Raw genomic sequence first — 26,024 nt, forward strand, 5'->3', positions numbered from 1 at the left:
AATATTTGTTGTTTATCAATTATACCCCAGTCCTCTATTCCCTGTCCCTAAAAACTATTGACAAATTTCCCGTAATGTGCTTGTGAAATTGGGATAAGAAATAGCAGCAGCTTCAGCGCGGTGAATGGTGGTTGTACCGGTGGCGTTAAGGGCTGCGATCGCTAAACTCATGGCAATGCGATGATCTGTATGGCTATCTACTGCCGCACCGACTAAGGGAGTACCGCCGGTGATTTCCATCCCGTCGGGTAATTCGGTGATTTTTGCCCCCATTTTATTGAGTTGTTGTGCCATCACGGTAATGCGATCGCTCTCTTTGACCCTTAACTCCTCCGCATCTCTTATAATTGTTGTCCCCTCAGCAAAAGCCGCTGCAACTGCCAAAATGGGAATTTCATCAATTAACCTGGGAATAATATCACCAGCGATGGTACAGCTTTTTAAACCACCGGAACGGACGCGAATATCAGCCACAGGTTCTCCCGCTACTTCCCGTTGATTCTCTAGTTGAATATCTGCCCCCATGAGTTCTAAGGCTTCTAAAATGCCAGTACGGGTGGGATTCACACCGACATTTTCGACTACCAAATCTGAACCGGGAACGATCGCCCCAGCCACTAACCAAAAAGCCGCTGAACTGATATCACCAGGGACAATTACAGTTTGTCCGTAGAGTTTCGCCCCACCCGTAATTGTGACGCTATTGCGGTCTGGATCTATACTTAATTCTGCTCCATAAGCCCTTAACATTCGTTCACTGTGATCCCGTGATAAAGCGGGTTCAGTAACGGTGGTTTGTCCTTGGGTGTTTAAACCCGCGAGGAGAATGCAGGATTTAACTTGAGCCGAAGCAATGGGAGAATGATAATGAATGGGTTTTAGAGCCTGTCCTTGAATGGCTAGAGGTGCTAAAGTGTTGCCTTTGCGTCCCCAAATTTGCGCTCCCATTTGTTGCAGTGGTTTGACGACACGGGACATGGGACGCGATCGCAAAGAACTATCACCAGTCACCGTGAAAAATCGCCCTGGATGGGATGCTAACAATCCCAACATCAACCGCATCGTTGTCCCAGAATTACCCGCATCCAAGACGTTTATAGGCTCTTGAAAATTGCCTAAACCGATGCCTTTGACTTTGACTAATTCTGTGTTTAAGTCGGAAATTTCCGCACCTAAAGCCCGAAAACAAGCCGCAGTGCTACGGGGGTCTTCACCTAACAGCAGTCCTTGAATTTGAGTTTCACCTTCAGCGATCGCACCCAACATCAAAGCGCGATGAGAAATAGACTTATCTCCAGGAATTCGGATACGTCCCTGCAAAGACAATCCAGAGGCAGGGCGCTGAATAATTAAGTGATCAGAAGAGTTTGCTTGAGTTTCTAAATTAATAACAATAGCTGACATTAGGATACAATGACTTTTGAATAGAATAAAAGCTAAACAGCGACTTGTTTATCACTATTCACTTCCAATTTAGTATCCTACCGCTTTTTGGCAACTATAATCCTTCTTTCGGTAGATAGCAGGTGACAGGTAATACCATATTGAGTGGTTTAGATTAACAAATCAAAATATTTGCTAACGATGAAGCAGGTTTTACTATTTATTAGATATCTTGCTTAAATGTCTTGTGTTTTGTTGCTTTCACCAAAAACGTCAGCCGTAACGTTAAATAACAGGCAAAACTGGCAATTTAGAAAATCGCTCAACTTTTATTCTTTATTTGTAACCCCTCACACTCTCATGCTAACTCACCACCGCAAACCCGTATGTTTATCAATGATTTCCACGGACTTACCGATTTGGTCTGTGGTTGACACTGCTGGAACTTTAATCCAAAAGAATACAGATAAATTTCATTTACTATTAACTGCACCACCTCTGATTAGTTGTGAGGTAGGCAGTTATTTAAATCCAGAAGATACAATTTACCCAACTAAAAACAATTTTTCTCCTCCTAGCAGTCCCAGAATTTTATGGCTGGAAATTTCATCTCGGCGGTTAATTATGACAATGCAAGGTAATGCACAAGTCAGTTACCGCCACTTTTGGGAATTAGGTGTTTATGGCATTAGTCGTTTCTGGTTGCCAAATGAATCATTACAACCCCATCAACCTATCCGTTTGCGTAATTTTACCAAAAGTTTTACTCTTAGCGGGCATCCTTTTCCAGAGAATCTCCGTTTAGAATACGAATTGTGGACAGGAAAAATCCAATTAGGGTGTTATATTCTCAATTTGGAAATTCAGCATTAAAGGGAACAGGGAACAGGTAAGAGTTTTACCAATTACCAATTACCAATCACCAATCACCAATTACCAATCACCAATTACCAATCACCAATTACCAATTACCAATCACCAATTACCAATCACCAATCACCAATTACCAATTACCCTTAATAACTAGGATCATTACCTGATTTCCATTTGATATTGCAACCAATACTGGGCTTTTGTTCACTTATTACAGGTTGATTATTTAAGACTGCGGTAATAGCTGCTCTTAGATCTTTACCTGTAACAGGTTGATTATTACTAGGACGACTATCATCTAATTGTCCACGATAAACGAGTTTTCTATCGCTATCAAATAAAAAGAAATCTGGTGTACAAGCTGCTGTATATGCTTTTGCCGTTTCTTGGGTTTCGTCGTAACAGAAGGTAAAATCAAACCCCAGTTCTATAGCCATGTCTTTTAATGATTCTGGGGCATCATTGGGATAATTTTTAGCATCATTAGCACTAATGGCAATAATCCCTAAGTCACTATTATTGTAATCTTGATCTAATCTGGCTAATTCTTGTTGAATATGCTTAACAAATGGGCAGTGACGACAAATAAACATGATTAACAATGCTTTTTTATCGGCAAAATTATCAAGAGAAATTATTTTTCCAGATACTACTTCTGGTAGATGAAAATCTGGTGCTTTCGTGCCTAGAGGCAACATTGTGGAAGCTGTTAAAACCATAATTTTTTTAAATGTTTTGATCAGGGTTTTTTCTAATAATAGAATAATCCATCTTGATTTAGGAAAATTACCCAATTCAAATACATAACTTATTAAAAAATTTGAGTATATTATGAGTTATGTAATTAAGTTATGGGAAAAAGATCAATATTCCCTCTTCCCTGCTATAATGACTGACCGTTGATTGAAAATATTTTAATAATGATCACTTGGTGTTCCTTGCTAATTAAACAATGGGGTAGGATGACAAAACTCCTATCTTTGTTCTGTCTTTGTCTATTATTGGTTGTTAGTTGTACTCCTAAACAGCAAACAAATGCACCACAGCCTAATGCTATAAATGCTCCTGCGGGTGATGGTCGGATTACCGTAGGGACAACGGAAAAGCCAAGAACTCTTGATCCTGCTGATGCGTATGAATTGGGATCTTTGAGTTTAGTATTTAATATGAGCGATCGCCTGTACACTTACGAACCAGGTAGTACAGAAATTAAACCACAATTGGCCACAGCATTACCAAAAGTGAGTGCAGATGGTTTAACTTATACTATTCCTATTCGCCAAGGAGTAGTATTTCATGATGATACTCCCTTCAATGCCAAAGCAATGGAGTTTAGTCTGCAACGCTTTATCGAAAACAAAGGTAAACCATCCTTCCTACTTTCCGATACCGTAGCTTCAATTAAAGCCACAGGAGAGTATGAGTTAACAATTAAACTGAAGAAACCCTTTGCAGCTTTTCCTTCATTGTTAGCATTTTCTGGAGTCTGTGCGGTTTCACCAAAATCCTATGAAATTGGGGCGGGAAAATTTAAACCAAATATTTTTGTAGGAACTGGTGCTTATAAATTAGCCAAATATGGAACTGATTCCTTAAAGTTTGATGTATTTGATAAATATTGGGGAACAAAACCAGAAAACAAAGGTGTCAATGTCCAAATTCAAACCAGTCCAGTCAACTTATTTAATGCCTTTAAAACTGGTGCGATAGATGTGGCTTATCTATCCTTACAACCAGATCAAATTCAGAGTTTAGAAGCAAGTGCAAAAAAGGGAGATTGGCAAGCTATATCTGCTCAAGGTAGTGTAGTTACTTATCTGACTTTAAATCGCAATCAAAAACCTTTAGATCAAGTAGAGGTAAGACAAGCGATCGCATCATTAATTGATCGTAAATTATTAAATGATCGGGTATTATTATCACAGGCTGATCCGCTTTACAGCATGATTCCCACCACCTTCAATGTTTCCCAGCCATTGTTTCAAGATAAATATGGTGATGGTAAATTTGCAGAAGCCAAAAAATCCTTAGTCGCTGCTGGTTTCTCCCAAGAAAATCCAGCAAAAGTGCAAATTTGGTATCCTGCAAGTTCAATGACGCGCAGTTTAGTTGCACAAACCTTAAAATCCCTCGCTGATACTAAAATGGATGGTATTTTGCAATTTGAAGTTAAAACCGTAGAAGGTGCAACTTTCTATAAAGAAATTTCCAAAGGTTTATATCCCAGCACCTTAACTAATTGGTATCCAGACTTTTTAGATCCAGACAACTACGTGCAGCCATTTTTAGCCTGTGAACAAGGTTCAGTTGCTAAAGGTTGCGAAACAGGTGGTAGTCAAACTCAGGGGTCATTTTATTATAGTGAAGCTATGAATAAACTCATAGATCAACAACGCAAAGAACAAAATCCTGAAGCCCGGAAAAAAATATTTGCCGACATTCAAACCCAAGTATTAACTGATGTTCCCTACATCCCTTTATGGCAAAGCAAAGATTTTGTATTTGCTCAAAAAGGCGTAGCCAATGTCAATCTTGATCCTACCCAAAACCTAATTTACAAAACAATTAAAAAGTAGGTATTGGTAATTCCTTCCAGACTCCGGTTCTTCCTCGTTCCCAGACTCCGGCTGGGAATGCCATTCTCTCGTTCCCAGACTCCGGCTGGGAATGCCATTTAGAGGCTCTGCCTCTTGTTAATTAGATGAGGCAGAGCCTCAAGGCTGCATTCCTTGTCAGAGACAAGGAACGAGGTTTTTGTGAATTTTAAATTTTTAATTAATAAATATGTCTCGTTCTAAAGCATTACAGTATTACATTTTTTCCCGGTTGCTATTTGCACCATTGCAACTATTCACTATTATCACCATTGTTTTTCTTTTACTTAGAGCTACGCCAGGAGATCCCGCAGATGCTATTTTAGGAGGAAGAGCGCCAGAAAGTGCGAAAGAAGAATTAAGAAAACAACTTGGTTTGGACTTACCAATTTGGTTACAATATCTCAATTATTTAGGTAAATTACTGCAATTTGATTTAGGAACTTCTTTAACCAGTCGCGGGCAAAATGTAGGTGAAATAATTGGTCAATATTTTCCAGCAACCGTAGAATTAGCATTTGCGAGTATGGCTGTGGCGCTGATTGTTGGCGTTTTAGTGGGAACTATTTCCGCTTCTCGTCCGGGAACTGCTTTTGATATTGGGGGGCGGTTATTCGGGATTATTACCTATGCACTACCGATGTTTTGGGCAGGTATGTTATTACAATTAGTTTTCTCAGTTCAATTGGGTTGGTTTCCTAATTCTAATCGGTTTCCTCCTAATCTTCCTGCACCTACAAATATTACTGGTTTATATACAATTGATAGTTTATTAAGTGGGAATTTAAGTCAATTTTTTACAGCTTTACATCATTTAGCTTTACCAAGTTTAACTTTGGGAATTTTGCTGAGTGGAATTTTTGAGCGCATTGTCAGGGTTAATTTAAAACAAACCTTAAAGGCTGATTATGTAGAAGCGGCTAGAGCGCGGGGAATTTCTGAAAATAAGATTTTAGTTTCCCATGCTTTAAAGAATGCCTTAATTCCTGTAATTACAGTATTAGGATTAACATTTGCTTCCTTATTAGGTGGAGCAATTTTAACAGAGGTGACATTTTCCTGGCCAGGGTTAGCAAATCGTTTATATCAAGCTATTTCCGACCGCGATTATCCTACAGTTCAGGGGGTGTTAGTATTTTTCGGGGCAATTGTTGTGAGTGCGAGTATTTTGATTGATATTCTTAATGCTTATGTAGATCCGAGAATTAGATATTAGTTATGTAGGTTGGGTTGACGCAAGGAAACCCAACATTATTAAACATAAATTATTAAAACATTTGTTGGGTTGCGCTGTCGCTTAACCCACTCATAATCATCTTTGCACACTACGAGGATCAAGAGCATCACGCAAACCATCACCTAAGACGTTGAAAGACAAAACGGTGATAATAATTAGAATTGCTGGTGGTAGAATTAGCCAAGGTTGTAACACTAAAATAGAAGCATTACTAGCTAAAGAAAGCATATTTCCCCAAGAAGGATCTGGTTGTTGAATACCTAAACCAATTAAACTTAATACTGCTTCTGCTCCAATAAAACTAGGAATTGTTAAAGTAGCAGAAATAATAATGTAAGTTGCAGTTTGTGGTAAAACATGACGAACAATAATATAAATAGGATTACCACCCATTACCTTTGCTGCTTGCACAAATTCGAGTTCTTTGATTGATAATACCTGTCCGCGAATTATCCTCGCTAAACCTGCCCAACTAATTACAGAAGTAATCAAAATAATTAGTAAAAATCGCTGAGTGCTGGTTAATTTTGGACTCAAAATACTTGATAATGCTACTAATAAATAAATACTCGGAAAGGTCATCAAGACTTCTGCTAAACGCATGATGATACTATCAATTATTCCGCCAAAATAGCCGGAAATACCACCAATAAGCAATGCCAATGGATAGGTAATGATAATCCCGAAAATACCAATAAACATACTAATTCGACCACCATGTAACAAGCGACTAAATTGGTCACGTCCTTGTTCATCTGTTCCCAAAATATTCAATTTTGCGTCACCAATAACGCCAAACAAATGCCAATTTAAAGAAATACCCGGAATAATTGTGACTTCCTGCCATTTTGGAGGTAGGGAAATACTCAAATTAAATAATTGATATTTTGTCCCAGTCACAAATAATCGTAATGGTGAAGGTTTTGTCTGATCTATAATTATTTTTCTTTCCCCAGTTTCTAAGTTAGTATCGCCTTGTGTTGTAGGATATACGTGGGGTCCAATAAACTGCCCTGATTGAGATACCCAATGAATCTGAGTCGGTGGGAGTAGTGAACCATTGGTTTGTGAATCATAAGGGTTATAAGGAGCGATGAAATCAGCACCAATTACTGCTAAATACAAAGAGAAGAGGACAATTGCCCCAGTTCGTGCTAGAGGGTTTTTGTTGAGTCGTTGCCACCAATTCATAGTTTTTGATGTAAAAGTTAATGTTGATTAATTGTTGATAAAAGTATATATCAATAGATTAGATCAAAAACCGCAAACCTATTTTATGAATAACCTACATCATCATCGCTCACAATTTCCCGCTTTAAGTAATAAGCTTTATTTTAACTACGGAGGACAGGGTCCAATGCCTCAAGGGGCTATGGATGCTATTAGCCAATCTCAGGCACATATTCAAAGTATAGGTCCTTTTGGGAGTGATGCTTATGCTTGGATCGCACCGCAAATACAAGCCAGTCGGGAAGCTATTGCATCTACATTAAATGTACCAAGTAACACAATTACTCTCACAGGTAATGTCACGATAGGTTGTAATATTGCGATGTGGGGGATTGATTGGCACGCAGGTGATCATCTGCTTCTTTCCGACTGCGAACACCCTGGAGTAATTGCTACAGCCCAGGAAATTGCCCGCAGGTTTGGAGTAGAAGTTACCACTTGTCCCTTAATGGCTACTTTAAATGAAGGTGATCCTATCAGTATTATTGCTGAAAATCTCCGTCCCAAAACTCGCTTAGTAGTTTTAAGTCATGTTTTGTGGAATACTGGTCAAGTTTTACCTATTGATAAGATTGTCGAAGTATGCAGAAGTAATAATTCGCTGTTATTGATAGATGCGGCTCAATCAGTGGGTGTGATTCCTTTAGATTTAACTGCTTTGGGTGTAGATTTTTATGCCTTTACTGGTCACAAATGGTTATGTGGTCCTGCGGGTGTGGGTGGTTTATATGTGCGTCCTGAAACGAGGGAAAGTTTGCACCCTACCTTTATTGGTTTGAGTGGGATAATTACTAATAATCAAGCCCAACCGACGGGTTGGCAACCAGATGGACGCAGATATGAAGTATCCACTTTACCAACTTCATTATATGTGGGTTTAAAGCAAGCAATTACAATTCATGAACAATGGGGAACAGCACAGGAACGATATGAGCAAATTTGCCAAAATAGTAATTATCTCTGGCAAAAATTAAACTCTTTACCCAATGTCAAATGTTTAAAAAATTCACCTCCAGAAAGTGGATTGGTTTCTTTTCAAGTAACTAATCAACCTAGTTTTAAATTGGTGCAATCTCTAGAGTCTGAAAATATCTTAACACGAACAATTGCCAATCCTAATTGCATTCGGGTGAGTGTTCATTATCTAACTTTAGAGTCGGAAATTGACCAATTAATAGCAGCAATATCAAGTAGGTTGGGTTGTGAAACGTGAACGTATCCCTGCGGGACACTGCGTGAACGCGGAGTAATAGCTTTGGGGAAAACCCAACAAAACAAATGATTTTTAATGTTGGGTTTTCTTGCATCAACCTAACCTACACGAATACTTTTTAACCTTTTTCTTTTGAAATCATGGAACGACCAATTATATATATAGCAATTACCAATCACGGTTTTGGTCATGCTACCCGCACAGCTTCCATAGCTAACACTATCCAAAAGTTATGTCCTGAAGCGTTATTAATTCTAGTTACTACTGCACCTCGCTGGTTACTAGAATCTTATATAGAAGGTGATTTCATTTTACGTCCACGGGCGTTTGATTTAGGTGTTGTTCAAGTTGATAGTTTGACAATGGATAAATCAGCAACTTTGGAAAAACTACGAGAAATTAAAAAAAATCACAAATCCTTAATTGCTTCAGAAGTTAATTTTATTCGTCAAAATCGCGTTAATCTCATTTTGGCAGATATTCCTTTTCTCGCTGCCGGATTTGCTGAAGCTACAAATATCCCCTGTTGGATGATTAGTAATTTTGGTTGGGATTTTATCTATCGAGATTGGGGAGGAGAATTTACGGAAATGGCTGATTGGATTAGTGATTGGTATGGAAAATGCGACCTTTTATTTCGTCTTCCTTTCCATGAACCTATGTCAGCATTTACTAATATTACAGATGTAGGCTTAACTGGTGGTTCTCCCCATTTTTCTATTGATAAATTACGCACCAATTGGGGAATAAACACACCTCCAGAAAAAACAATTTTACTAACATTTGGGGGTTTAGGTTTACAAGCAATTCCCTATACAAATATCAACAAATTTTCCGATTGGCAATTTATTACTTTTGATGCTTCAGCCCCAGATTTACCTAACTTAATTAAAGTTACAAATCGTCAATACCGTCCTGTAGATTTTATGCCAATTTGTGGCAGAATTATTTCTAAACCTGGTTATGGGACATTTTCAGAAGCCACCCTTTTAGATGTACCAGTGGTAACTATACCTCGTGATGATTTTGCCGAAGCTGCTTTTATGTTAGCAGGAATTACTAATTACAATCATCATCAAATTCTCACAGTACCGGAATTTTTTCAAGGAGATTGGGATTTTCTTTATCAGTCACCCCAACCACCGAAGCAAACTAAAATCATTGATAAAAATGGCAATGAAACAATAGCTAAAGCTGTGATAGATTATTTGTAAGTATTCAGATCCCCTACTTCTACCATTGATTCATTATTTATTGATATCATTGAAAAATTAGTCGGGGATATTACACCATGAGGATTATGATCCACTACCAAAAACTATTAAGAGTTTCCACCCATGGAAAATCATTTCACAATATTACCGCCAAAATTGAAGCTATTGTTGCTGAATCTGGTATAGAAACTGGGCTTTGTAGTTTATTTTTACGTCACACCTCAGCTAGTTTAGTAATTCAAGAAAATGCTGATCCTGATGTATTAGTTGATTTAGCTAATTTCATGGCCAAAATAGTCCCAGAAGGAAACCATTACATTCATGATGCTGAAGGACCAGACGATATGCCAGGACATATCCGTACAGTTTTAACCCATACCTCCGAACAAATTCCCATTAATCGTGGTCATTTGGTATTAGGAACATGGCAAGGAATCTATGTTTGGGAACATCGTCAACAGAATAATGTGAGAGAGTTAGTAGTTCATATTTCTGGATAGATTTAGTATATCAATCAGAATTAAATTGTGATCATTTATGTCCTGGTTTATTCAATTCCAGTCGAACCAAAACGATAACCTTTACCATAAACAGTATGAATCATTGGTGTTTTACCCACTCCTTCTACCTTGCGACGCAACAGACGAATTAAAGCCGCAATCACATTACTATTAGGTTGTTCCTCATTTTGCCATAAATGCTGCAAAATTTGACCATGCGTCAGTAATTTTCCAGCATTTTCCATGAAGTATTGTAACAACTGACTTTCTTTTTGAGAGAGTTCTATGATTCTCCCATGACGATAAGCTATTTGATTTTCTATATCAAGTTCCAAATCGGCTACAACTAGCTTTCCTGTGGTGCTACTATAAGATTCTGTACCAGTACGACGTAACAAAGCCCGGACTCTTGCCAGTAATTCCCGCAATTCAAAAGGTTTGACTAAATAATCATCAGCGCCCGCGTCCAAACCTTGTACACGGTCATCCAGGGTATCTTTTGCCGTGAGAAATAGTACAGGAGTTGTTTTACCTTGACGGCGTAATTCCTGACAAATATCTAACCCTGTTTTTCCCGGTAACATCCAATCTAAAATCAGTAAATCATAACTGCCTATTTCTGCCAAATTACTGCCACTTGTCCCATCATAAGTAGCATCAACACTATAACCTTCACGGGTCAAGAGACGACTTAAAGGGTCAGTTAGCTCAACTTCATCATCAACTAATAAAATTTTCATTCTGTTGCTAATGGCAATATAGATATATTCTCAATATAGTGAACTGCAAACACATTAAGAATACCAAAAAAAAGAATGTTAACTGTTGCAATACCAAAAGGGGGACTACTTGAACCTAGTCTCCGCATATTACAATCTGTAGGATTAGATTTTAGTGCTTTCTTAGAATCAGGAAACCGCCAATTACAAATTACTGATGCTAGTGGACAAGCGAAAGCCTTATTAGTGCGAGCGCAAGATGTGCCTGTTTATGTAGAATATGGTCAAGCACAATTGGGAATTGTCGGCTACGATGTTCTCAGAGAAAAACAGCCCCAAGTTGCCCAATTAGTGGATTTGAAATTTGGATATTGTCGAATGTCTGTAGCTGTAAAAGCGGCTAGTTCCTACAAATCCCCGTTAGATTTACCGGCCCATGGTCGAGTTGCTTCTAAATATGTAAATTGTGCGCGAGAATATTTCCAAGGTTTGGATTTACCGATAGAAATTGTCCCTTTGTATGGTTCTGTGGAATTAGGTCCAATTACGGGAATGTCAGAAGCAATTGTTGATATAGTTTCGACGGGAAAGACTTTAAAGGAAAATGGTTTAATTGAGATTGCGACTTTGTATGAAAGTACAGCCCGGTTAATTGTTCACCCTTTAAGTTATCGGTTAAATACAGGTAATTTAGATAAATTAATTGCACAAATGCGGTCAGAAATGCTCACCACAGCTTAATTAAATCTTAGATACCCGACTTCTTAGAGAAGTCGGGTATCTTAATTTTAGGGCTTTTTGACGGCACTAAGTTGGTCTAAAATTTCCAAAACTTCTTGTTCAAATGCAACTTGAGCGCGGTTAGTTTTTCCACCAATATATAAAGTTTCGCCTGTTTGTAAAGCCCAAATTTGAGAATGGGAAAAATAACTCATCACCACACCTAACATTAATAAAGCAAAACCAGTATAAACAATAGGAATACCAGGATCAAATTTGATTTGTAAACCCGTGCTACCCATGACATCAAAAATTTGCAAATTTACCCCATTTACAGGGATAGACATTCCTGCCCGCACAGTATTAATTAATTTACCTTGAGCATCATAAATTAATACCATGCCTTGCAAATCTTTGGCTAATAGGGAAACACCTTCACTTAAATCTGGTTTAGTCGGAATCCAAGTTCCCCAAAGTCTACCCTTACCTTTGGTGTCTAATTGTGCCATTGGTAATTGGAAAATTGGGCTTTTATTTAATCTCACCCGAACGCTGGAAATTCCCCAATCTGTTTGATAGAAAACCACACCATGATAACGCAGCGGTTTGTTAACATAAATCTTCTCATGGTTAACTTCTTTGCCCTCATTATTCAGCACAGACATATCTGAATAAAATTGGTCAATTCCTCCCGTCGGTGTGTAATCAATCCAAAAGCGATTGACACGCACAGACCAATCTTTCAACACATCTTGAGAAGACCAAGCGCCAGCATCAACAATATTTTTTACCTGGAATGTATCGCCACTAGAAATCATTTCTTGAGCCATAAATCCCGTCATTGCTCCCCAAATTCCCCCCAGCAAAATAGCGACAATCCCAATGTGGACAATAATTGGTCCAAATTTACCAATTATACCTTTGCGGGCATAAAGAATATCATCTTTTTCCTGAAAAATCCGATAACTTTTTTGCTGCAAAATTGGCGTAATTGATGGCAAAGAAACACCCTCCAATTCAGCACTTAAAGCTAATTTTGTGAAGTTGCGAGGTTCTTCGTAATATTTCCACTTTTGAGCAGCTTTGAGGGCTGGTAATTGACGAGTAAAAGTACAAGCCGTTAAACTAGTTCCAAATAAAACTAATAAACTCAAAAACCACCAAGTTCTATATACATGATCTAACCCAACTACTTGAATAACTTTCCAAGAAAGGAAACCAAATAAAGCAGGATGTTCTGGATAATTAGATTGGTAAAAATCAGGCAATTGCCCCTGTTCGATTACCGTACCACTCACACTAAATAAGGCAATAATTAACAATAGAATAATTGCCAAACGTAAATCAGTTAATACAGGCAAAACTTCCCGACGGATAAAACGCCCCGGTATTAACCACCAACTTAATTCTGTGGATGTTGTCTGATCTGAAGTCATTGCTTAGAAACTACCAATAGGAATCCGAGAAAGTAAAGAAAAAACACCAAAGCCTACTAATAATACACCGCTAATAGGATTTATCCAACCAGACCAACGGCGCAATTCTAATAGTTTTTTAATGGCAGCAGTAAACGTACCTGCTAAAATTAATGGAGTTACATATCCGGCTGTATAAGCAAGTAGTAAAACCGCACCTAAAACTAAATCTTGAGTATTAGCAACCCAACCTAATAGACTAGCTAAAACTGGTGTGCTACAGGGGGAAGCAACTAACCCAAATGTTAAGCCGATAGAGTATGAACGGACTCCGGGAGGTAAGTCTTGAGAAATCCAATTTGTTTCATTCAAAGAAGGAAATTGGATGGGTAATGCTTCTAATAAGTTCAGTCCCATAATAATAGCGATAATACTGACAATAATTGGTAAACCAATTCCTATCTGTCCATAGACTTTACCAACTAAACCTGCGACGATGCCCATTCCTGCTAATGTAGTTGCTAATCCCAACGCAAACCAAGTTGATTGGGCTGCTGCTTGTAAGCGAGTTTTAGCTTCATAACCGCCAATATAGCCAATGGTAATGGGCAGCATAGACAGCATACAGGGCGTAAGGCTGGTCAGCAAGCCAGCCGCAAAAATAATGGCAATGCTGACGAAACTCAGGTGGGTGAGTTGGTTCGCAACAAGGGTGTTGGCAAATTGCTCAAGTTGATAAATTTGGGTTTCTAGAGTTTCTAGCATGAGGATATTTAAGTAGAAAATGCTTACTCTGCTTGAATTTTAACGTATTTTGGATCATGAAATCATAAAAGTAAGTACCGTGAGGTAAATCATACTCCGGATTTTTCAGGAAAGTTGTTGAATTTATAGTTAAGATTACTCAAAATCAGATTAATGATTTTGAAAGTTGCCTTAGTGGCACATTATTAACAAATACACATTGGAAATCAAAAATACTCATTCAGAAGGAATCTACCACCATGACTCGCAAAATCAACAAAGTTTTTCAACAATCTGGAGTTATTCCCTATCGAATCAACGATGGAAAAGTTGAAGTTTTATTAATTACTACTCGTAGCCGTCAAGGTTGGGTAATTCCTAAAGGGGGACTTTGTAAAGGTATGAGTCCCCATGATTCAGCAGCGAAGGAGGCATGGGAAGAAGCCGGAGTTGTCGGTAGAGTCACAACTGAAGAGTTAGGTAATTATAAATATCGAAAACGGGGGAATACCTATCAAGTAAATTTATTTTTATTACCTGTGGAAACAGTATTAGAAGATTGGCCAGAAGCTACCGCAAGGGAAAGAAAATGGTTAGAAGTTAACCAAGCTGCTGAATTAGTCAAGGAAACTTCACTAAAAAGAATTATTCAAACTTCATGGATATAGACACATATCCAAAATATCCAGATCCCTGACTTGTTTAAGAAGTCGGGGATCTTATTTTAAATCATCTCAAAGGCTAAATTATGACTTTTGAGAAAATTATGAGTGAAATGATCTACCACATTTGTATCACTCAATTCTAAATTGTAAAAATCTACAAAATCATGATCAAAATATGGGCCTGCGTGCCAAGTTCCCATATCTAATTTAATAAAACAATTTCCGGGAATCCGAAAAGCTGCAAGTTCTGATAACCCAGGTGCATTCGTATCATTATTAGCTGGACAAACTGCCATTAACCAGTCTTTACTATCCAATGAACCTAAACATTGAGTACATTTGACATGACGAGTAATTTGGTGAAATTTCCGTCCGTTTTTCTGCAACCGCATAATATAAAAATGAGGAATACCATTTTGTAAATTTAACTGGGCATCTTCTTGATCAAAATTTTTCCCATCTTTACTTGCATATATTACCTGTCCATAAGGTTGAAAATTTTCTGGTGTAATCAATTGAGATGGTAATTCTTGTATTTTTGATAATGTACTCATAAGATCACGCGGTAAGCGGGAAACTCAGTCCCTTTAGGGCTGGGTTACTGACAACTTCTTTATTTGATGGTTTACATACAATCTAACAACGCCTGTTTAAAGTTTGTCCACTTAAACCGGCTAAATCAAATGCTTTAGACAAACCATAATCGCCTATTTTAACTCCTGCCTAGGCAAAGTTAATTTCTATAGCTTGACACTCCCCGGTCTAAACCCGCATTTCTCACAAACAATGCGATTCCTACGGAGCGCTTCGCTATCGCAATCTATATAATCTTTATAGAGAGACGGTTTCGGGCATTTTTCATGGGGTTGATTTTTGATGCAGTGTGAAAACCCAGAATCCAGATTTTATAAGGGTTTGAGGATTTTGGTGAGAAATCCGGGTAAAGACGCGGAGATTCTATAGAGAGTTTCAGTCTATATCCCTCAGTTATCCCAGTTTCAGGCAGGGTTCCTTAAATATTTGGGTTCTTGCCCTGATTTCGTTTGCCCTGGCGGGCGAAATCATATCTGACAAGCGTAACTTTGCGAGAGTCCCTCGGTAGCTTTTTATGTCTTTAGTGACAATTTGATTCTATCACGAATATGGATGAAAATTTGAAATAATTTCAAATTTTCAAATTAACGTCAATGCAGGATAAAGGAAAGCCTCTAGCCTTCATCCCTTGTCTAAAGCCCAAATGTGGCTTCCTGAGTCAGCCACATTTTCAAGGGTTTTCGGCGTTCTTCCTTATAAAAAAAGGGAGAAGAAAAATAAATTCCTCTCCCTAATTTTTAATCAGTAAAATTTAGATTTTACCAATACTGTGTAGCCCTAAAATGATACCTGCTCCTAAAATATGCCCAAAGGAAGTAGTTGCTAGTACCGCAGGTAAACCAAAACCACCGAAAAATTGAGGTGCTGGTAATTCTGGTTTAGCATGAGGATGCTCAATCGTAAATTTGCCTACAGCAATAGCGAAAATATTGGCAACAATCATAATTATGCTAATATTAGGACTCCATTCTAGAGATGCGGTAGCTGTAGCTAGTAAGCTTGAAGTCAACATCTAATTTACTCCTGATATTTGCGGATGCTTGTCAATATCATCTAAATATTGATTAATAAAAATCTATATCATTGCTTACTTTGTAGCAAATTTTAACATTTGTTTTCATTTGACAATATGAACAAGTGCTATACTTAATAGCAATTTTTGATATTTGTTGTGATCCAAATGGTATCTAGAAGGGCTGGTAATTGCTAAGATAAGAGTAATTATTTCCTGGATTGATCATGTCCTCAACTCTTGATTCCTTACCACCTGCACTAAATAAAATTGTCCACCGCTTTCAACGCGCTACAGAACCAAAACGACGCTATGAGCAGTTAATTTGGTATGCTCAAAAGCTACAAGAGTTTCCTGAATCTGGTAAACTCCCAGAAAATAAAGTTCCCGGTTGTGTTTCTCAAGTGTATGTTACGGCATCATTAGAAGACGGTAAAGTCATATTTCAGGGTGATTCTGATTCCCAATTAACTAAGGGCTTATTAGCATTATTAATAGAAGGATTAAATGGATCAACACCTACAGAAATAATCCAACTTACTCCTGATTTTATTCAAGAAACTGGCTTAAATGTAAGTTTGACACCTTCCCGCGCTAATGGGTTTTACAATATTTTCAAAACAATGCAAAAAAAAGCTTTGGAATCTAAATTATAAAATTAGGAATTGGAGACTCGACAACTTTTTTAAGTTTGAGATTATTCTTTCTGCTTTTTGAATTCCTGACTCCGCTGAACCACATTGGCTAGGCAACCACAGGGGTTGCCCCTACAATTATAGAGGTTTAGTATTACCAAACCTCTATATAGTTCAAAATTTTGCAAATTATCAATTATGCTCCTTCTGAGCGATCAATTTTCTGACTAGGAGAGGATTCATAAAGAGCATCTAACTGTTCCCGTGCATCTTCAACATTAATTGAACGCATGACCAACAGCGGTTCTTTAATCATATTACCTGCACTATCTAACAATTCAGGATGGGGGACATACTGCCTTCTAGCTGCATAATAACCAAAGCCACCTGGTGATGATTGGTTATTAGAATAAGTTCGTTCTCTGTCAAAACTGAACATGATCAGATTGCGAATTAAATTACCAACAGCCATAAATGCCAAAACGGTGAAAGCTAAAATATAAAGTAGGTGTAGCATTGAATTTTCCTCCAGAACAGCAAAGGGTAAAAATGTTATCTATGTAAAACCTAAAACTCCGCAAATAAATAATTTACGGTAGGAAAGAATGTAAGATTCTTTACTTATGTGCTTATGTTATATGGTGCAATCCTTATATTGATATTAAGGTAACACGAGGCACATTATTTTTTTATGAAAAGAATGTTAAGAATTGTCTAATATTTTTACAATTTCCACTGGATTCAGATTTTGCCAACAGGTTGATTATTCCTTTGACTGACCTAAACGCATTCCCACACTCCAACATTCTGTAACTAATTGATGCCAAGGCATTACCGTTGCCATATCAAGTCCGACTTGTTGATCAGTTGCCTTAAACAACATTCTTGCCGTTTTGAGTTCATTTTGTGCATTTTTAACTCGTTTTAGTAAGTCAAATTGCTCTTGTTCACTCATGAATTGGATTTTCTCATTTTCCAGAATTTGACGATATCGCTCAAACCAATCTTGAAAATCCTCTAACAGCGGTTCTAAGACTGATTTTAGTAAATCAGCGTTTGGTAGATTTGAGTCCCCCATATATGAGAATCATATTTCTTAATTGTCTATTTATATTAACGTTATTTACGATCCTTAACAATCAGTTCATAACTTTTTACATAAAAAAACTTAAAAAATATGTAACTTGGTATCTGAAGCATGATTATATAAATTTGGCAATAGTTTTGTAAAGCTCCTTGGGAGTAAACCTGGATACCTCTAAAGGAAGAAGTCAGGAGTCACCGAGTCAGGAGTCACCGAGTCAGGAGTCAGGAGTCAGGAGTCAGGAGTCAGGAGTCAGGAGGAAAGAAGAAAGAAGAAAGAAGAAAGAAGAAAGAAGAAAGAAGAAAGAAGAAAGAAGAAAGAAGAAAGAAGAAAGAAGAAAGAAGAAAATTTTTCTATTCCCTGTTCCCTGTTCCCTGTTCTCTGACAACTCGATTGAATTTAATTTTGTCTTGTATGGCTTTTACCAGCAGCCTGTAGTTGGGCTAAATTAGGAAAAACCATAGCCAGTGGACTATTATTTATTTTGTAAAGATATTTTTCGTCAACTCTATTTTTAACACTTCGTCAAAAGTTTAATAGCCAATGTCCCCAAATCAAGAAACCCAACCAGTCGAAAAAATCTATTTACCCCGAACCAGCGAATCAGAAACACTAAAAAAGATTCGTCACACAGCTTCCCATATCATGGCTATGGCAGTACAAAAGCTGTTTCCCAAGGTGCAAGTCACAATTGGTCCTTGGATTGAAAATGGGTTTTATTATGACTTTGATAGTCCAGAACCCTTTAGCGATAAGGATTTAAAGACCATTCAAAAAGAAATGGTGAAGATTATTAATCGCAAATTACCATTAATTCGGGAAGAAGTCAGCCGCGAAGAAGCACAAAGCCGCATTGAAGCCATTAACGAACCCTATAAACTGGAAATTCTCGGAGATATCAAACAAGAACCCATCACAATTTACCATTTGGGAGAGCAATGGTGGGATTTGTGCGCTGGACCTCACCTCGAAAATACCAGCGAAATTAATCCCAAAGCTATAGAATTAGAAAGCGTTGCTGGTGCTTATTGGCGCGGAGATGAAAACAAAGCTCAATTACAGCGTATTTATGCCACAGCTTGGGAAACTCCCGAACAATTAGCAGAGTATAAACGCCGCAAAGAAGAAGCCCTGCGCCGTGATCATCGTAAACTGGGTAAAGAACTCGGATTATTTATCTTTTCCGATTTAGTCGGACCTGGTTTACCTTTGTGGACTCCCAAAGGGACTTTGTTAAGAACGATTTTAGAAGACTTCCTCAAAAAAGAACAATTAAAACGGGGTTATTTACCTGTAGTTACTCCCCATATTGCCAGAGTTGATTTATTTAAAACATCAGGACACTGGCAGAAATACAAGGAAGATATGTTTCCTTTAATGGCTGAAGATGAGGAAGCAAGAGCCATAGAACAGGGTTTTGTCCTCAAACCGATGAACTGCCCCTTCCACATCCAAATATACAAGAGTGAATTGCGCTCTTATCGGGAATTACCGATGCGCTTGGCAGAATTTGGTACAGTTTACCGTTATGAACAGTCGGGAGAATTGGGTGGTTTAACCAGGGTACGCGGTTTTACCGTTGATGATTCTCATTTGTTTGTCACTCCCGAACAGCTAGACAGTGAATTTCTCAATGTTGTAGATTTGATTTTGAGCGTTTTCAAAAGTCTGCAATTGAAGAATTTTAAAGCTAGATTGAGTTTCCGTGACCCAGCTAGTGATAAGTATATCGGTTCTGATGAAGCTTGGGATAAAGCGGAGGGGGCAATTCGTCGCGCTGTGCAACAATTGGGAATGGAGCATTTTGAAGGAATTGGGGAAGCGGCTTTTTATGGACCCAAGCTGGATTTTATCTTCAGTGATGCTTTAGAACGGGAATGGCAATTGGGAACTGTGCAGGTAGATTATAATTTACCAGAACGGTTTGATTTAGAATATGTGGCGGAAGATGGTTCGCGTCAACGTCCGGTAATGCTTCACCGCGCGCCCTTTGGTTCTTTGGAACGATTAATTGGAATTTTAATTGAAGAGTACGCGGGTGATTTTCCTCTGTGGTTAGCACCTGTACAAATCAGGTTATTACCTGTCGGTGATCTTCAGTTAGATTTTACCAAAGAGGTGGCTGCTAAGATGGTGGCGTTGGGTATTAGGGCAGAAGTGGATACCAGTGGCGATCGCTTGAGTAAGTTGATTCGCAACGCGGAAAAGGATAAAATCCCTGTCATGGCCGTGGTTGGTGCGAAGGAAGTCGAAACCAACAGTTTGAGTATTCGTACCCGCGCTTCTGGGGAGTTGGGAGTCATAATTCTAGATGAGGTTGTGGATAAAATCACAGAAGCAATTACTAACTTTAGTAACTTCTAAAAAAGTAGGGGTTTAGCAATGCTCATAGTGTCAACTTAACGTAAAACGGGCGGTTAGAAACCGCGTCTACACAGGCAAAACCACCTGCGTGGGTTTCAATCCTTGATTTTTCCTTAGTCCGCCCAGGCGGACTTTGTTTGTGTAGCCGTGAATTCCATTCGCCGGGGCTTAAGTTGACACCATTAAGCAATGCTAAACCCCTATATACGTTGCCATATCATGAATGTTGGAGTCACAAATGTTAAATCTTGAATATCTGACTAACGAAGAGGGTAATAAAATTGCAGTAGTCATTCCTATTGATATTTGGAGAAAATTACTACCTACAGAGGATACTTCTTTAGATGAACTAACTGAAGCAATAGAAGATTATTGTCTGAACAAAGCGATGGATGAATCTATGAATACACCATTGCTAGATCGTAATCAAGCCTTAGCTTATCTTGAGGAAGAATAATTTTGAAAGTACAATATCGTCAGACTTTTCTGAAAGATTTAAAACAATTGAAAAGTTCAGAATCATACCAACGCATCTACGAGCTTGCATTTACCACTTTAGAAAACATCAATTCTTTAGACGAGATTCTTGATATTAAAGCTATGAAAGGCTACCCTAATCGGTATCGGATACGTATTGGTAATTATCGTCTGGGAATAGAAGTTAACGGAGATTTGATAGAAGTAATGCGTGTTTTACATCGTCGGGAATTTTATCGCTATTTTCCTTAGAAATTGGTAGTAGCTTAAATTGAAAATGTATATCTTTGGTTGATTGAGAGTAAACAAATAAATTCTCCATCCTGTTAATCCTTTAATCCTGGATATCCTGATTCAGACAAAAAAATCTAGCTGGAAATTGCTAATCTGTTTTCTAAACAAACATTTACCGATAGGGTTGGATTTCTACAATGGGTAACAGTAAAGTATCTTCTATATACTGGCGCACATCACGGCTAACATAACAATCACTATTTTGCTAATAAACAGACTTCCCGCCAGCGTTTTTCAGTAAAATGGCTAGCCAGGCTTTGCAAAGCATTATCTGATGATTGTTGGACTAATACAAATTCTCTAGCTGTGAAATATTCATGAAATGTTAAATGGGAAAAAGAGTAAATACCTTTTGCCCTTTCTACTAATAAACCATGTTGAGCTTCAATTGATTTAATAATTTTTTCACTATCTAGCTGCAATTTTTCTGTATTTGTGCTTGCATCAGGCAAGTTACTAATATAGTCTGTAATGTAATATTCAGCTAATTTCTGTTTAAAAAAGTAGTTACTTTGGTCAAAAGTGGTTAAAGCAATTTTGCTTAATAAATCTTCTTTCCTCTGTACAGATAGCTTTTTGTAAACTTCGTCACGTTTAATACCCCGCTTGGTATCCCATTTTTTGAGTAGTGCATCTAAGCCTTCTTTATATAATTCAGAACGATTCGCAGGAAAATCCCCGGCTTCTTCAAATACTAAACAGAGTAAAGTTAGTAACAAGGGATTTGATGCTAGTTGCTTAATGGGGTAATTTTCTCTTAGACGTTGAATAAATTTGTCTGGCTTAACAGGTTTATTTTTAAACCAATTGGTCGCAAAATTATTAATTTGTTTATCATTGAACTCAGCAACTTCTACCTCTGTAAATTTCTCAAATGTGTATTCTCGTGCTGCAATGCGGCAAGTCATAACAAATCTATTTTGCGGAAAACGCTGTGCAAAATGCTGAATTTCTTTTAAAATACGCTTACTATCTTCTTCTCTGACTTCATCTAAACCATCCAGAAGAATTAGCAGTCTACCCTGCTGTAATAATGTCTCTGCTTCATTTTGAGAAGTAAAAAATTGATTACAAGTATCAAAAATGATAAAGTTTACTAAACTGTTTTGATAATTATCTTCTGCAAAGTCTTTGAGGGTAATAAACCTAGGTACAAGATGAGCAAGAAATTCACCTGCTATACATTGAATAGCTAAATACTTCAAAAATGTAGTTTTACCTGCTCCTGGCTTTCCCAAAATCATTAGCTTAGAATATTTCTGCACTACTTGTAGTCCAGGTACTCTCTCTATTTTAATTGCCTCCAATCCAAAGCGGTCAAAATCCTCTTGTGTATACTGTTGTGATAATTTTTCTAATTCCTCTATTGTTAATCGCTGCATTCCCGTGATGTTTTCCAAGATATTGACGCTAGTGTAGATTTCATTCAAGCCAATGGGCTGTGTCATATCTAGCACCCGCATTGTGCCGCAGCGTTCTTGAATGAGGGGTTTTATCTTTGCGCGTACTTCTTGGACGAGGTTATCTATATCAATGCTGTTTTCTTGCTTCGCTTCCGTTTCTGGTTCGTTGACTTGAGTAACTACCTCTTCCCAGTCCAGTTCTAAATAGTCGCAAATTTTGACAAAGATATTACGGTCAACAGGTTTCCCTGTAAAGAATTTACCAACTGGTTGACGAGTTACTCCCAATTCTTCAGCTAATGCCTTTTGAGTCAAGGAAAAGCGGATTAAAGCCTTTTTGGCTTTTTGGATACCTTTAGGAGAACAGGATAGAGAACGACCATTCATAGAAACTTTAAGCGCAGCAATTTTACTGATTTTAACCTGTCAAACAAGAAATTAATGCAATGTCATACACAAGTCACTCATAACTCAAGCATTGCTACAACCTGATTTCAAACACTCACCTGTCAATGTAGAGATGTAGTCAATGATTTGGGAATCGGTAAAGTTTTATGGATACTATTTTAATTATTGTATTAACCGCTTTATTAACTTGGGCTATCGAAAAATCTGCTGATGCGTTTCTAGTTCTGATTATCAAGTGGATAAAACCTGATGATAAAAACGAAGACAACTAGATTTTGATGTTTAAAGTAAGGTAACGTGAAGTGAAGTGGAGTAGGGGTTTAGCAATGCTAAACCCTTTCTTTTGGATATCTACTTGTGGTTATGAGTTGTGAAAATCATAGAGATAGAGATATAGTAAAATCAAGTTATATCTTTAGTCAAACAATAGGTATAACTCGTCAAAAAAAGCGTCAATTAGTAGAAAGTGTGAATAAAGCTTATGCAGATGATTCAGATGAATCAGAAAATATAATCTTAGAAAAAATGCGTCAACATCAAGGAAAATTGTATCAAGACCATTATATTTATTCCCCTGATTTTTTTCAAGATAAACCCATAGAACATTTAATAAAAGAAGGAATAAAAGCATCAGATTTAAATGATGATAAGATAGGTAGAGTAATGGACAAGCTCTACAAATATGGATTAACAAAAATATTCCTAATCATTGCCTTAGAAGTAGTCAAGAAATTTGGGATAGAAACTAAATATTCCCATTTAGATTCAAGCTCATTACATTTACATGGAGAGTATAAAAATTGCCTAAATAATGGAGAAAAAGAACAAGGAATAAACAAAGAAAATCCGATTAATATCACACAGGGCTATTCCCGTGACCACCGCCCAGACTTAAAACAATGTATATTAGATTTAATAGTAAGTAGTGATGGAGATATACCTTTATTTTTTAGAGGAGCATCAGGAAACGAATCAGATAAAGCCGTATTTGCTCATATCTTAGTAGAGTATTCCAAACAAATAGATTTTGACAGTATAATGGTCGCTGACAGTGCTTTATACAGTGAAAGTAATTTAAAATTAATGGTGAATATGAACTGGATAAGTCGAGTTCCATTATCCATTAAAAAAGCTAAAAACTTGCTAAAAGCACCGATAAGCAAAGAACTGAAACCAAGTGATATCAAAGGATATAGCTATCAAGAAGAGAAAGTATTTTACGGGGGAATAGAGCAAAGATGGCTTCGCCGTGAGCGTCAGCCGAACGGTTATTAATTGAAAGCACAGACAGAAAAAAAGCAGATTTAAAGAAATTAACCAAAAAAATCTCAGAAGAGTTTCTGAAAACTAATAAACAGCTAGTTAAGTTAGAAAAAGAAGATTTTTGTTCAAAATCTTTAGCAGAATTAAAAATTAAAGACCTGACGGCAAAATTAAAATATCATCAAATATCGGACATAGAAATTACCGAAAGATTAAATAAAGGACAAACAGTAGTTTATCAAATCAAAGGTAAATTAATAGAAAATCAGGAGTTAATCAAAAAACATGAAAATTCTTGTGGTCGATTTATTTTATTCTTCGAATATTTTAGACACAACCCAATTAAAACCTACAGAAATATTGAGAATATATAAAGAACAGCAATCAACAGAGCGAGGATTTAGATTTATCAAAGACCCGTTATTTTTTGCCGATAGTCTTTTTGTGAAGAATCCAGAAAGAGTAGAGACAATGATGATGTTAATGGCATTGTGCCTTTTGGTTTATAATCTGGGACAAAGACAATTACGAATCGCATTAAAAACACAAAAAGCTACTGTTAAAAATCAACTAAATAAACCCACAGAATCTCCCACATTAAGGTGGATATTTCAATGTTTCCAAGGGATTCACTTTCTTATTATACAAGGAGTCCATAGAATTCTTAATTTAACTGAGTCACATTGTCGCATCTTACAATTCCTACCTCATGCTTGTCAAAAATATTATTTATTATGTTAGTTGCCGAATCTATAATTCCCGATTCAACACTTCTGTGTTTGCATAACTGATTGAAAAATTCAAATTAAACTGTCTTACTAGCTTTTTAAACATAATAAAAAAGCTTGATTTTTCGTGCGTATAATTTATTTATTAGTGGCTGCTTAGTTTTTAAAAATTCTAGTTTTTCATTACTCGTAAATGTAGTTTTTGTATACTACTTTTTGAAGTGCGGAATGTGGGTTTGAGTATTCGTACCCGCGCTTCTGGGGAGTTGGGAGTCATAATTGTAGATGAGGTTGTGGATAAAATCACAGAAGCAATTACTAATTTTAGTAAATTCTAAGTAAATAATAGGCTGGGTAAATCCCAGCCCAAAAGTAAATTAACTCAAAATCAAATTATAAATTCAGATATTTCAATGTTCAAATAAGTCCTTGAATTGTAATAAATCTAAACTAACAATTGTTGATAAAACTTGAAAACATTCTTGGGCAACTTGCCAACGTTCTTCCCGTTGTAACATAGCCGTGAGCTTTTCTCGGACACTTAACAAATAACGGACATCATTAGCCGCATAACTTAATTGTGCATCAGATAAATTACTAGCATTACCCCAATCAGAACATTGGGAACTTTTATCTAACTCCACCTTTTCTAATTCTAAAACCACATCTTTTAGTCCGTGACGATTTGTATAAGTCCGGGCTAACTTACTAGCAATTTTAGTACAAAAAATCGGTTGCACAACAATATCTAAATTCTGCCGTAAAGTGGCAACATCAAACCTAGCAAAGTGAAAAACTTTAACAATATGGGTTGCTTCCATGAGAATTTGCAAATTTGGTGCTACTGTTTGTCCCCTAGAAATCCGAATAGCAGTAACTTGTCCTTCTGGGTTACAGAGTTGAATCAGACACAAGCGATCGCGCTGAGGTAAAAGTCCCATTGTTTCCGTATCAACAGCGATAGCTGGGGATTTTAAATACTCAGAAAGAGTTGCATCATTTAAATCGCCATCGCCAACTTGAAAATCTGGTAATGTCATGAACTGATCAAATATAAATTATCTTCATTTTGCCAGACAACAGGACTCTCGCTAAGAGGTTGTTTGAAAAGTATTATATGAAACCCATAATCTCCAAAAACCTAACCCCCCTTCCCCCCTTCCCTACAAGGGAATGGGGTTTTTAAAGCCTCTCCCCTGGTAGGGGAGAGGTTTGGAGAGGGGTCTGTTTCCACATTAAAAACTTTTAAAACATC

The 26,024-nt window shown here is 37.3% G+C and carries 28 protein-coding genes; 16 read left to right on the forward strand and 12 right to left on the reverse strand.

The genetic code is table 11. From position 1 onward, the window contains the following. Positions 1–54: 54 nt before the first annotated feature. Positions 55–1,404, reverse strand: a complete 1,350-nt coding sequence (aroA, locus tag ANA_RS00905; RefSeq protein ID WP_015078160.1) for a 3-phosphoshikimate 1-carboxyvinyltransferase — start codon at positions 1,402–1,404, stop codon at positions 55–57. 339 nt (positions 1,405–1,743) lie between these two features. On the opposite strand from aroA, the gene ANA_RS00910 reads away from it, so the two are divergent. Further along, positions 1,744–2,256 (forward strand): hypothetical protein, encoded by a 513-nt coding sequence (locus ANA_RS00910; protein ID WP_015078161.1) that lies wholly within the window; start codon positions 1,744–1,746, stop codon positions 2,254–2,256. Between the two features lie 143 nt (positions 2,257–2,399). Here ANA_RS00910 and ANA_RS00915 read toward each other — a convergent pair whose 3' ends face one another. Beyond that, positions 2,400–2,975: a thioredoxin family protein gene (locus tag ANA_RS00915; protein WP_015078162.1), complete on the reverse strand. Its 576-nt coding sequence runs from the start codon at positions 2,973–2,975 to the stop codon at positions 2,400–2,402. 243 nt (positions 2,976–3,218) lie between these two features. Between ANA_RS00915 and ANA_RS00920 the strand changes: the two genes are divergently transcribed. After that, positions 3,219–4,832 carry an ABC transporter substrate-binding protein gene (locus ANA_RS00920; RefSeq protein ID WP_015078163.1) on the forward strand — a complete coding sequence of 538 codons (1,614 nt, stop codon included), beginning with the start codon at positions 3,219–3,221 and terminating at the stop codon, positions 4,830–4,832. 208 nt (positions 4,833–5,040) lie between these two features. After that, a complete protein-coding gene (locus ANA_RS00925) occupies positions 5,041–6,066 on the forward strand; it encodes an ABC transporter permease (protein WP_015078164.1) in 1,026 nt (341 codons plus the stop codon). 96 nt (positions 6,067–6,162) lie between these two features. On the opposite strand, the gene ANA_RS00930 is transcribed toward ANA_RS00925, so the two are convergent. Then, positions 6,163–7,278 carry an ABC transporter permease gene (locus ANA_RS00930; RefSeq protein ID WP_015078165.1) on the reverse strand — a complete coding sequence of 372 codons (1,116 nt, stop codon included), beginning with the start codon at positions 7,276–7,278 and terminating at the stop codon, positions 6,163–6,165. An 85-nt stretch (positions 7,279–7,363) separates the two neighbouring features. Here ANA_RS00930 and ANA_RS00935 point away from each other — a divergent pair, with 85 nt between their 5' ends. From ANA_RS00935 to ANA_RS00945, 3 genes are all read left to right on the forward strand, one after another. Next, a complete protein-coding gene (locus ANA_RS00935) occupies positions 7,364–8,530 on the forward strand; it encodes an aminotransferase class V-fold PLP-dependent enzyme (RefSeq protein WP_015078166.1) in 1,167 nt (388 codons plus the stop codon). Positions 8,531–8,670: 140 nt separating this feature from the next. After that, positions 8,671–9,744, forward strand: a complete 1,074-nt coding sequence (locus ANA_RS00940) for a hypothetical protein (RefSeq protein ID WP_015078167.1) — start codon at positions 8,671–8,673, stop codon at positions 9,742–9,744. Positions 9,745–9,830: 86 nt separating this feature from the next. After that, entirely contained in the window at positions 9,831–10,244 is a 414-nt protein-coding gene (locus ANA_RS00945) for a secondary thiamine-phosphate synthase enzyme YjbQ (RefSeq protein WP_015078168.1), read from the forward strand. Positions 10,245–10,291: 47 nt separating this feature from the next. On the opposite strand, the gene rppA is transcribed toward ANA_RS00945, so the two are convergent. After that, positions 10,292–10,984, reverse strand: a complete 693-nt coding sequence (rppA, locus tag ANA_RS00950) for a two-component system response regulator RppA (RefSeq protein WP_015078169.1) — start codon at positions 10,982–10,984, stop codon at positions 10,292–10,294. A 75-nt stretch (positions 10,985–11,059) separates the two neighbouring features. Here rppA and hisG point away from each other — a divergent pair, with 75 nt between their 5' ends. Next, on the forward strand, positions 11,060–11,704 hold the full coding sequence (hisG, locus tag ANA_RS00955) for an ATP phosphoribosyltransferase (protein WP_015078170.1): 645 nt from the start codon (positions 11,060–11,062) through the stop codon (positions 11,702–11,704). Positions 11,705–11,751: 47 nt separating this feature from the next. Here hisG and ANA_RS00960 read toward each other — a convergent pair whose 3' ends face one another. Then, positions 11,752–13,119, reverse strand: coding sequence for a cytochrome c biogenesis protein (locus tag ANA_RS00960; protein WP_015078171.1), 1,368 nt, complete (start codon positions 13,117–13,119; stop codon positions 11,752–11,754). Between the two features lie 3 nt (positions 13,120–13,122). Beyond that, positions 13,123–13,863: a cytochrome c biogenesis protein CcdA gene (locus ANA_RS00965; RefSeq protein ID WP_015078172.1), complete on the reverse strand. Its 741-nt coding sequence runs from the start codon at positions 13,861–13,863 to the stop codon at positions 13,123–13,125. Between the two features lie 239 nt (positions 13,864–14,102). On the opposite strand from ANA_RS00965, the gene ANA_RS00970 reads away from it, so the two are divergent. Then, positions 14,103–14,510 (forward strand): NUDIX hydrolase, encoded by a 408-nt coding sequence (locus ANA_RS00970; protein ID WP_015078173.1) that lies wholly within the window; start codon positions 14,103–14,105, stop codon positions 14,508–14,510. A 56-nt stretch (positions 14,511–14,566) separates the two neighbouring features. Here the strand turns inward: ANA_RS00970 and ANA_RS00975 are convergent, their stop codons facing one another. Further along, positions 14,567–15,061 carry an ureidoglycolate lyase gene (locus ANA_RS00975; RefSeq protein ID WP_015078174.1) on the reverse strand — a complete coding sequence of 165 codons (495 nt, stop codon included), beginning with the start codon at positions 15,059–15,061 and terminating at the stop codon, positions 14,567–14,569. A gap of 791 nt (positions 15,062–15,852) precedes the next feature. Next, on the reverse strand, positions 15,853–16,113 hold the full coding sequence (gene psaK / locus ANA_RS00980) for a photosystem I reaction center subunit PsaK (protein WP_015078175.1): 261 nt from the start codon (positions 16,111–16,113) through the stop codon (positions 15,853–15,855). A 227-nt stretch (positions 16,114–16,340) separates the two neighbouring features. Here psaK and ANA_RS00985 point away from each other — a divergent pair, with 227 nt between their 5' ends. After that, positions 16,341–16,769, forward strand: a complete 429-nt coding sequence (locus ANA_RS00985; RefSeq protein WP_015078176.1) for a SufE family protein — start codon at positions 16,341–16,343, stop codon at positions 16,767–16,769. A gap of 175 nt (positions 16,770–16,944) precedes the next feature. On the opposite strand, the gene ANA_RS00990 is transcribed toward ANA_RS00985, so the two are convergent. Further along, complete coding sequence (locus ANA_RS00990; RefSeq protein WP_015078177.1) at positions 16,945–17,265, reverse strand: DUF2973 domain-containing protein; 321 nt, start codon at positions 17,263–17,265, stop codon at positions 16,945–16,947. Between the two features lie 246 nt (positions 17,266–17,511). Next, positions 17,512–17,826: a DUF2605 domain-containing protein gene (locus ANA_RS00995; protein ID WP_015078178.1), complete on the reverse strand. Its 315-nt coding sequence runs from the start codon at positions 17,824–17,826 to the stop codon at positions 17,512–17,514. Between the two features lie 158 nt (positions 17,827–17,984). Between ANA_RS00995 and ANA_RS01000 the strand changes: the two genes are divergently transcribed. The 4 genes from ANA_RS01000 (at position 17,985) to ANA_RS01015 (ending at position 20,925) form a co-directional block, all read left to right on the forward strand. Further along, the gene (locus ANA_RS01000) at positions 17,985–18,284 is read left to right on the forward strand and encodes a hypothetical protein (protein ID WP_041457501.1); all 300 of its coding nucleotides are present in this window, start codon (positions 17,985–17,987) and stop codon (positions 18,282–18,284) included. Between the two features lie 91 nt (positions 18,285–18,375). Beyond that, the gene (gene thrS, locus ANA_RS01005) at positions 18,376–20,196 is read left to right on the forward strand and encodes a threonine--tRNA ligase (RefSeq protein ID WP_015078179.1); all 1,821 of its coding nucleotides are present in this window, start codon (positions 18,376–18,378) and stop codon (positions 20,194–20,196) included. Between the two features lie 223 nt (positions 20,197–20,419). Next, entirely contained in the window at positions 20,420–20,653 is a 234-nt protein-coding gene (locus tag ANA_RS01010; protein WP_200863834.1) for a hypothetical protein, read from the forward strand. A 2-nt stretch (positions 20,654–20,655) separates the two neighbouring features. Continuing rightward, positions 20,656–20,925 carry a type II toxin-antitoxin system RelE family toxin gene (locus tag ANA_RS01015; RefSeq protein ID WP_015078181.1) on the forward strand — a complete coding sequence of 90 codons (270 nt, stop codon included), beginning with the start codon at positions 20,656–20,658 and terminating at the stop codon, positions 20,923–20,925. Between the two features lie 239 nt (positions 20,926–21,164). Here the strand turns inward: ANA_RS01015 and ANA_RS01020 are convergent, their stop codons facing one another. Continuing rightward, complete coding sequence (locus ANA_RS01020; protein WP_015078182.1) at positions 21,165–22,757, reverse strand: NACHT domain-containing protein; 1,593 nt, start codon at positions 22,755–22,757, stop codon at positions 21,165–21,167. A 167-nt stretch (positions 22,758–22,924) separates the two neighbouring features. Here ANA_RS01020 and ANA_RS28070 point away from each other — a divergent pair, with 167 nt between their 5' ends. From ANA_RS28070 to ANA_RS26905, 3 genes are all read left to right on the forward strand, one after another. Next, on the forward strand, positions 22,925–23,050 hold the full coding sequence (locus tag ANA_RS28070; RefSeq protein WP_256369521.1) for a hypothetical protein: 126 nt from the start codon (positions 22,925–22,927) through the stop codon (positions 23,048–23,050). 91 nt (positions 23,051–23,141) lie between these two features. Continuing rightward, complete coding sequence (locus ANA_RS26900; RefSeq protein ID WP_083881402.1) at positions 23,142–24,053, forward strand: IS1634 family transposase; 912 nt, start codon at positions 23,142–23,144, stop codon at positions 24,051–24,053. Between the two features lie 348 nt (positions 24,054–24,401). After that, positions 24,402–24,782, forward strand: coding sequence for an IS1634 family transposase (locus ANA_RS26905; protein ID WP_200863835.1), 381 nt, complete (start codon positions 24,402–24,404; stop codon positions 24,780–24,782). A gap of 397 nt (positions 24,783–25,179) precedes the next feature. Here ANA_RS26905 and ANA_RS01035 read toward each other — a convergent pair whose 3' ends face one another. Next, entirely contained in the window at positions 25,180–25,809 is a 630-nt protein-coding gene (locus ANA_RS01035) for a ribonuclease D (RefSeq protein WP_015078183.1), read from the reverse strand. Positions 25,810–26,024 lie beyond the last annotated feature (215 nt).

Origin of the sequence: Anabaena sp. 90, assembly GCF_000312705.1 — a bacterium.
Taxonomy (GTDB): domain Bacteria; phylum Cyanobacteriota; class Cyanobacteriia; order Cyanobacteriales; family Nostocaceae; genus Dolichospermum; species Dolichospermum lemmermannii.

What these genes read in the sequence shown, in the direction of transcription:
- aroA (WP_015078160.1), bottom strand. Translation starts at nt 1,404, where the DNA reads ATGTCAGCTATTGTTATTAATTTAGAAACTCAAGCAAACTCTTCTGAT.
- ANA_RS00910 (WP_015078161.1), top strand. Translation starts at nt 1,744, where the DNA reads ATGCTAACTCACCACCGCAAACCCGTATGTTTATCAATGATTTCCACG.
- ANA_RS00915 (WP_015078162.1), bottom strand. Translation starts at nt 2,975, where the DNA reads ATGGTTTTAACAGCTTCCACAATGTTGCCTCTAGGCACGAAAGCACCA.
- ANA_RS00920 (WP_015078163.1), top strand. Translation starts at nt 3,219, where the DNA reads ATGACAAAACTCCTATCTTTGTTCTGTCTTTGTCTATTATTGGTTGTT.
- ANA_RS00925 (WP_015078164.1), top strand. Translation starts at nt 5,041, where the DNA reads ATGTCTCGTTCTAAAGCATTACAGTATTACATTTTTTCCCGGTTGCTA.
- ANA_RS00930 (WP_015078165.1), bottom strand. Translation starts at nt 7,278, where the DNA reads ATGAATTGGTGGCAACGACTCAACAAAAACCCTCTAGCACGAACTGGG.
- ANA_RS00935 (WP_015078166.1), top strand. Translation starts at nt 7,364, where the DNA reads ATGAATAACCTACATCATCATCGCTCACAATTTCCCGCTTTAAGTAAT.
- ANA_RS00940 (WP_015078167.1), top strand. Translation starts at nt 8,671, where the DNA reads ATGGAACGACCAATTATATATATAGCAATTACCAATCACGGTTTTGGT.
- ANA_RS00945 (WP_015078168.1), top strand. Translation starts at nt 9,831, where the DNA reads ATGATCCACTACCAAAAACTATTAAGAGTTTCCACCCATGGAAAATCA.
- rppA (WP_015078169.1), bottom strand. Translation starts at nt 10,984, where the DNA reads ATGAAAATTTTATTAGTTGATGATGAAGTTGAGCTAACTGACCCTTTA.
- hisG (WP_015078170.1), top strand. Translation starts at nt 11,060, where the DNA reads ATGTTAACTGTTGCAATACCAAAAGGGGGACTACTTGAACCTAGTCTC.
- ANA_RS00960 (WP_015078171.1), bottom strand. Translation starts at nt 13,119, where the DNA reads ATGACTTCAGATCAGACAACATCCACAGAATTAAGTTGGTGGTTAATA.
- ANA_RS00965 (WP_015078172.1), bottom strand. Translation starts at nt 13,863, where the DNA reads ATGCTAGAAACTCTAGAAACCCAAATTTATCAACTTGAGCAATTTGCC.
- ANA_RS00970 (WP_015078173.1), top strand. Translation starts at nt 14,103, where the DNA reads ATGACTCGCAAAATCAACAAAGTTTTTCAACAATCTGGAGTTATTCCC.
- ANA_RS00975 (WP_015078174.1), bottom strand. Translation starts at nt 15,061, where the DNA reads ATGAGTACATTATCAAAAATACAAGAATTACCATCTCAATTGATTACA.
- psaK (WP_015078175.1), bottom strand. Translation starts at nt 16,113, where the DNA reads ATGTTGACTTCAAGCTTACTAGCTACAGCTACCGCATCTCTAGAATGG.
- ANA_RS00985 (WP_015078176.1), top strand. Translation starts at nt 16,341, where the DNA reads ATGTCCTCAACTCTTGATTCCTTACCACCTGCACTAAATAAAATTGTC.
- ANA_RS00990 (WP_015078177.1), bottom strand. Translation starts at nt 17,265, where the DNA reads ATGCTACACCTACTTTATATTTTAGCTTTCACCGTTTTGGCATTTATG.
- ANA_RS00995 (WP_015078178.1), bottom strand. Translation starts at nt 17,826, where the DNA reads ATGGGGGACTCAAATCTACCAAACGCTGATTTACTAAAATCAGTCTTA.
- thrS (WP_015078179.1), top strand. Translation starts at nt 18,376, where the DNA reads ATGTCCCCAAATCAAGAAACCCAACCAGTCGAAAAAATCTATTTACCC.
- ANA_RS01010 (WP_200863834.1), top strand. Translation starts at nt 20,420, where the DNA reads ATGTTGGAGTCACAAATGTTAAATCTTGAATATCTGACTAACGAAGAG.
- ANA_RS01020 (WP_015078182.1), bottom strand. Translation starts at nt 22,757, where the DNA reads ATGAATGGTCGTTCTCTATCCTGTTCTCCTAAAGGTATCCAAAAAGCC.
- ANA_RS28070 (WP_256369521.1), top strand. Translation starts at nt 22,925, where the DNA reads ATGGATACTATTTTAATTATTGTATTAACCGCTTTATTAACTTGGGCT.
- ANA_RS26900 (WP_083881402.1), top strand. Translation starts at nt 23,142, where the DNA reads ATGAGTTGTGAAAATCATAGAGATAGAGATATAGTAAAATCAAGTTAT.
- ANA_RS01035 (WP_015078183.1), bottom strand. Translation starts at nt 25,809, where the DNA reads ATGACATTACCAGATTTTCAAGTTGGCGATGGCGATTTAAATGATGCA.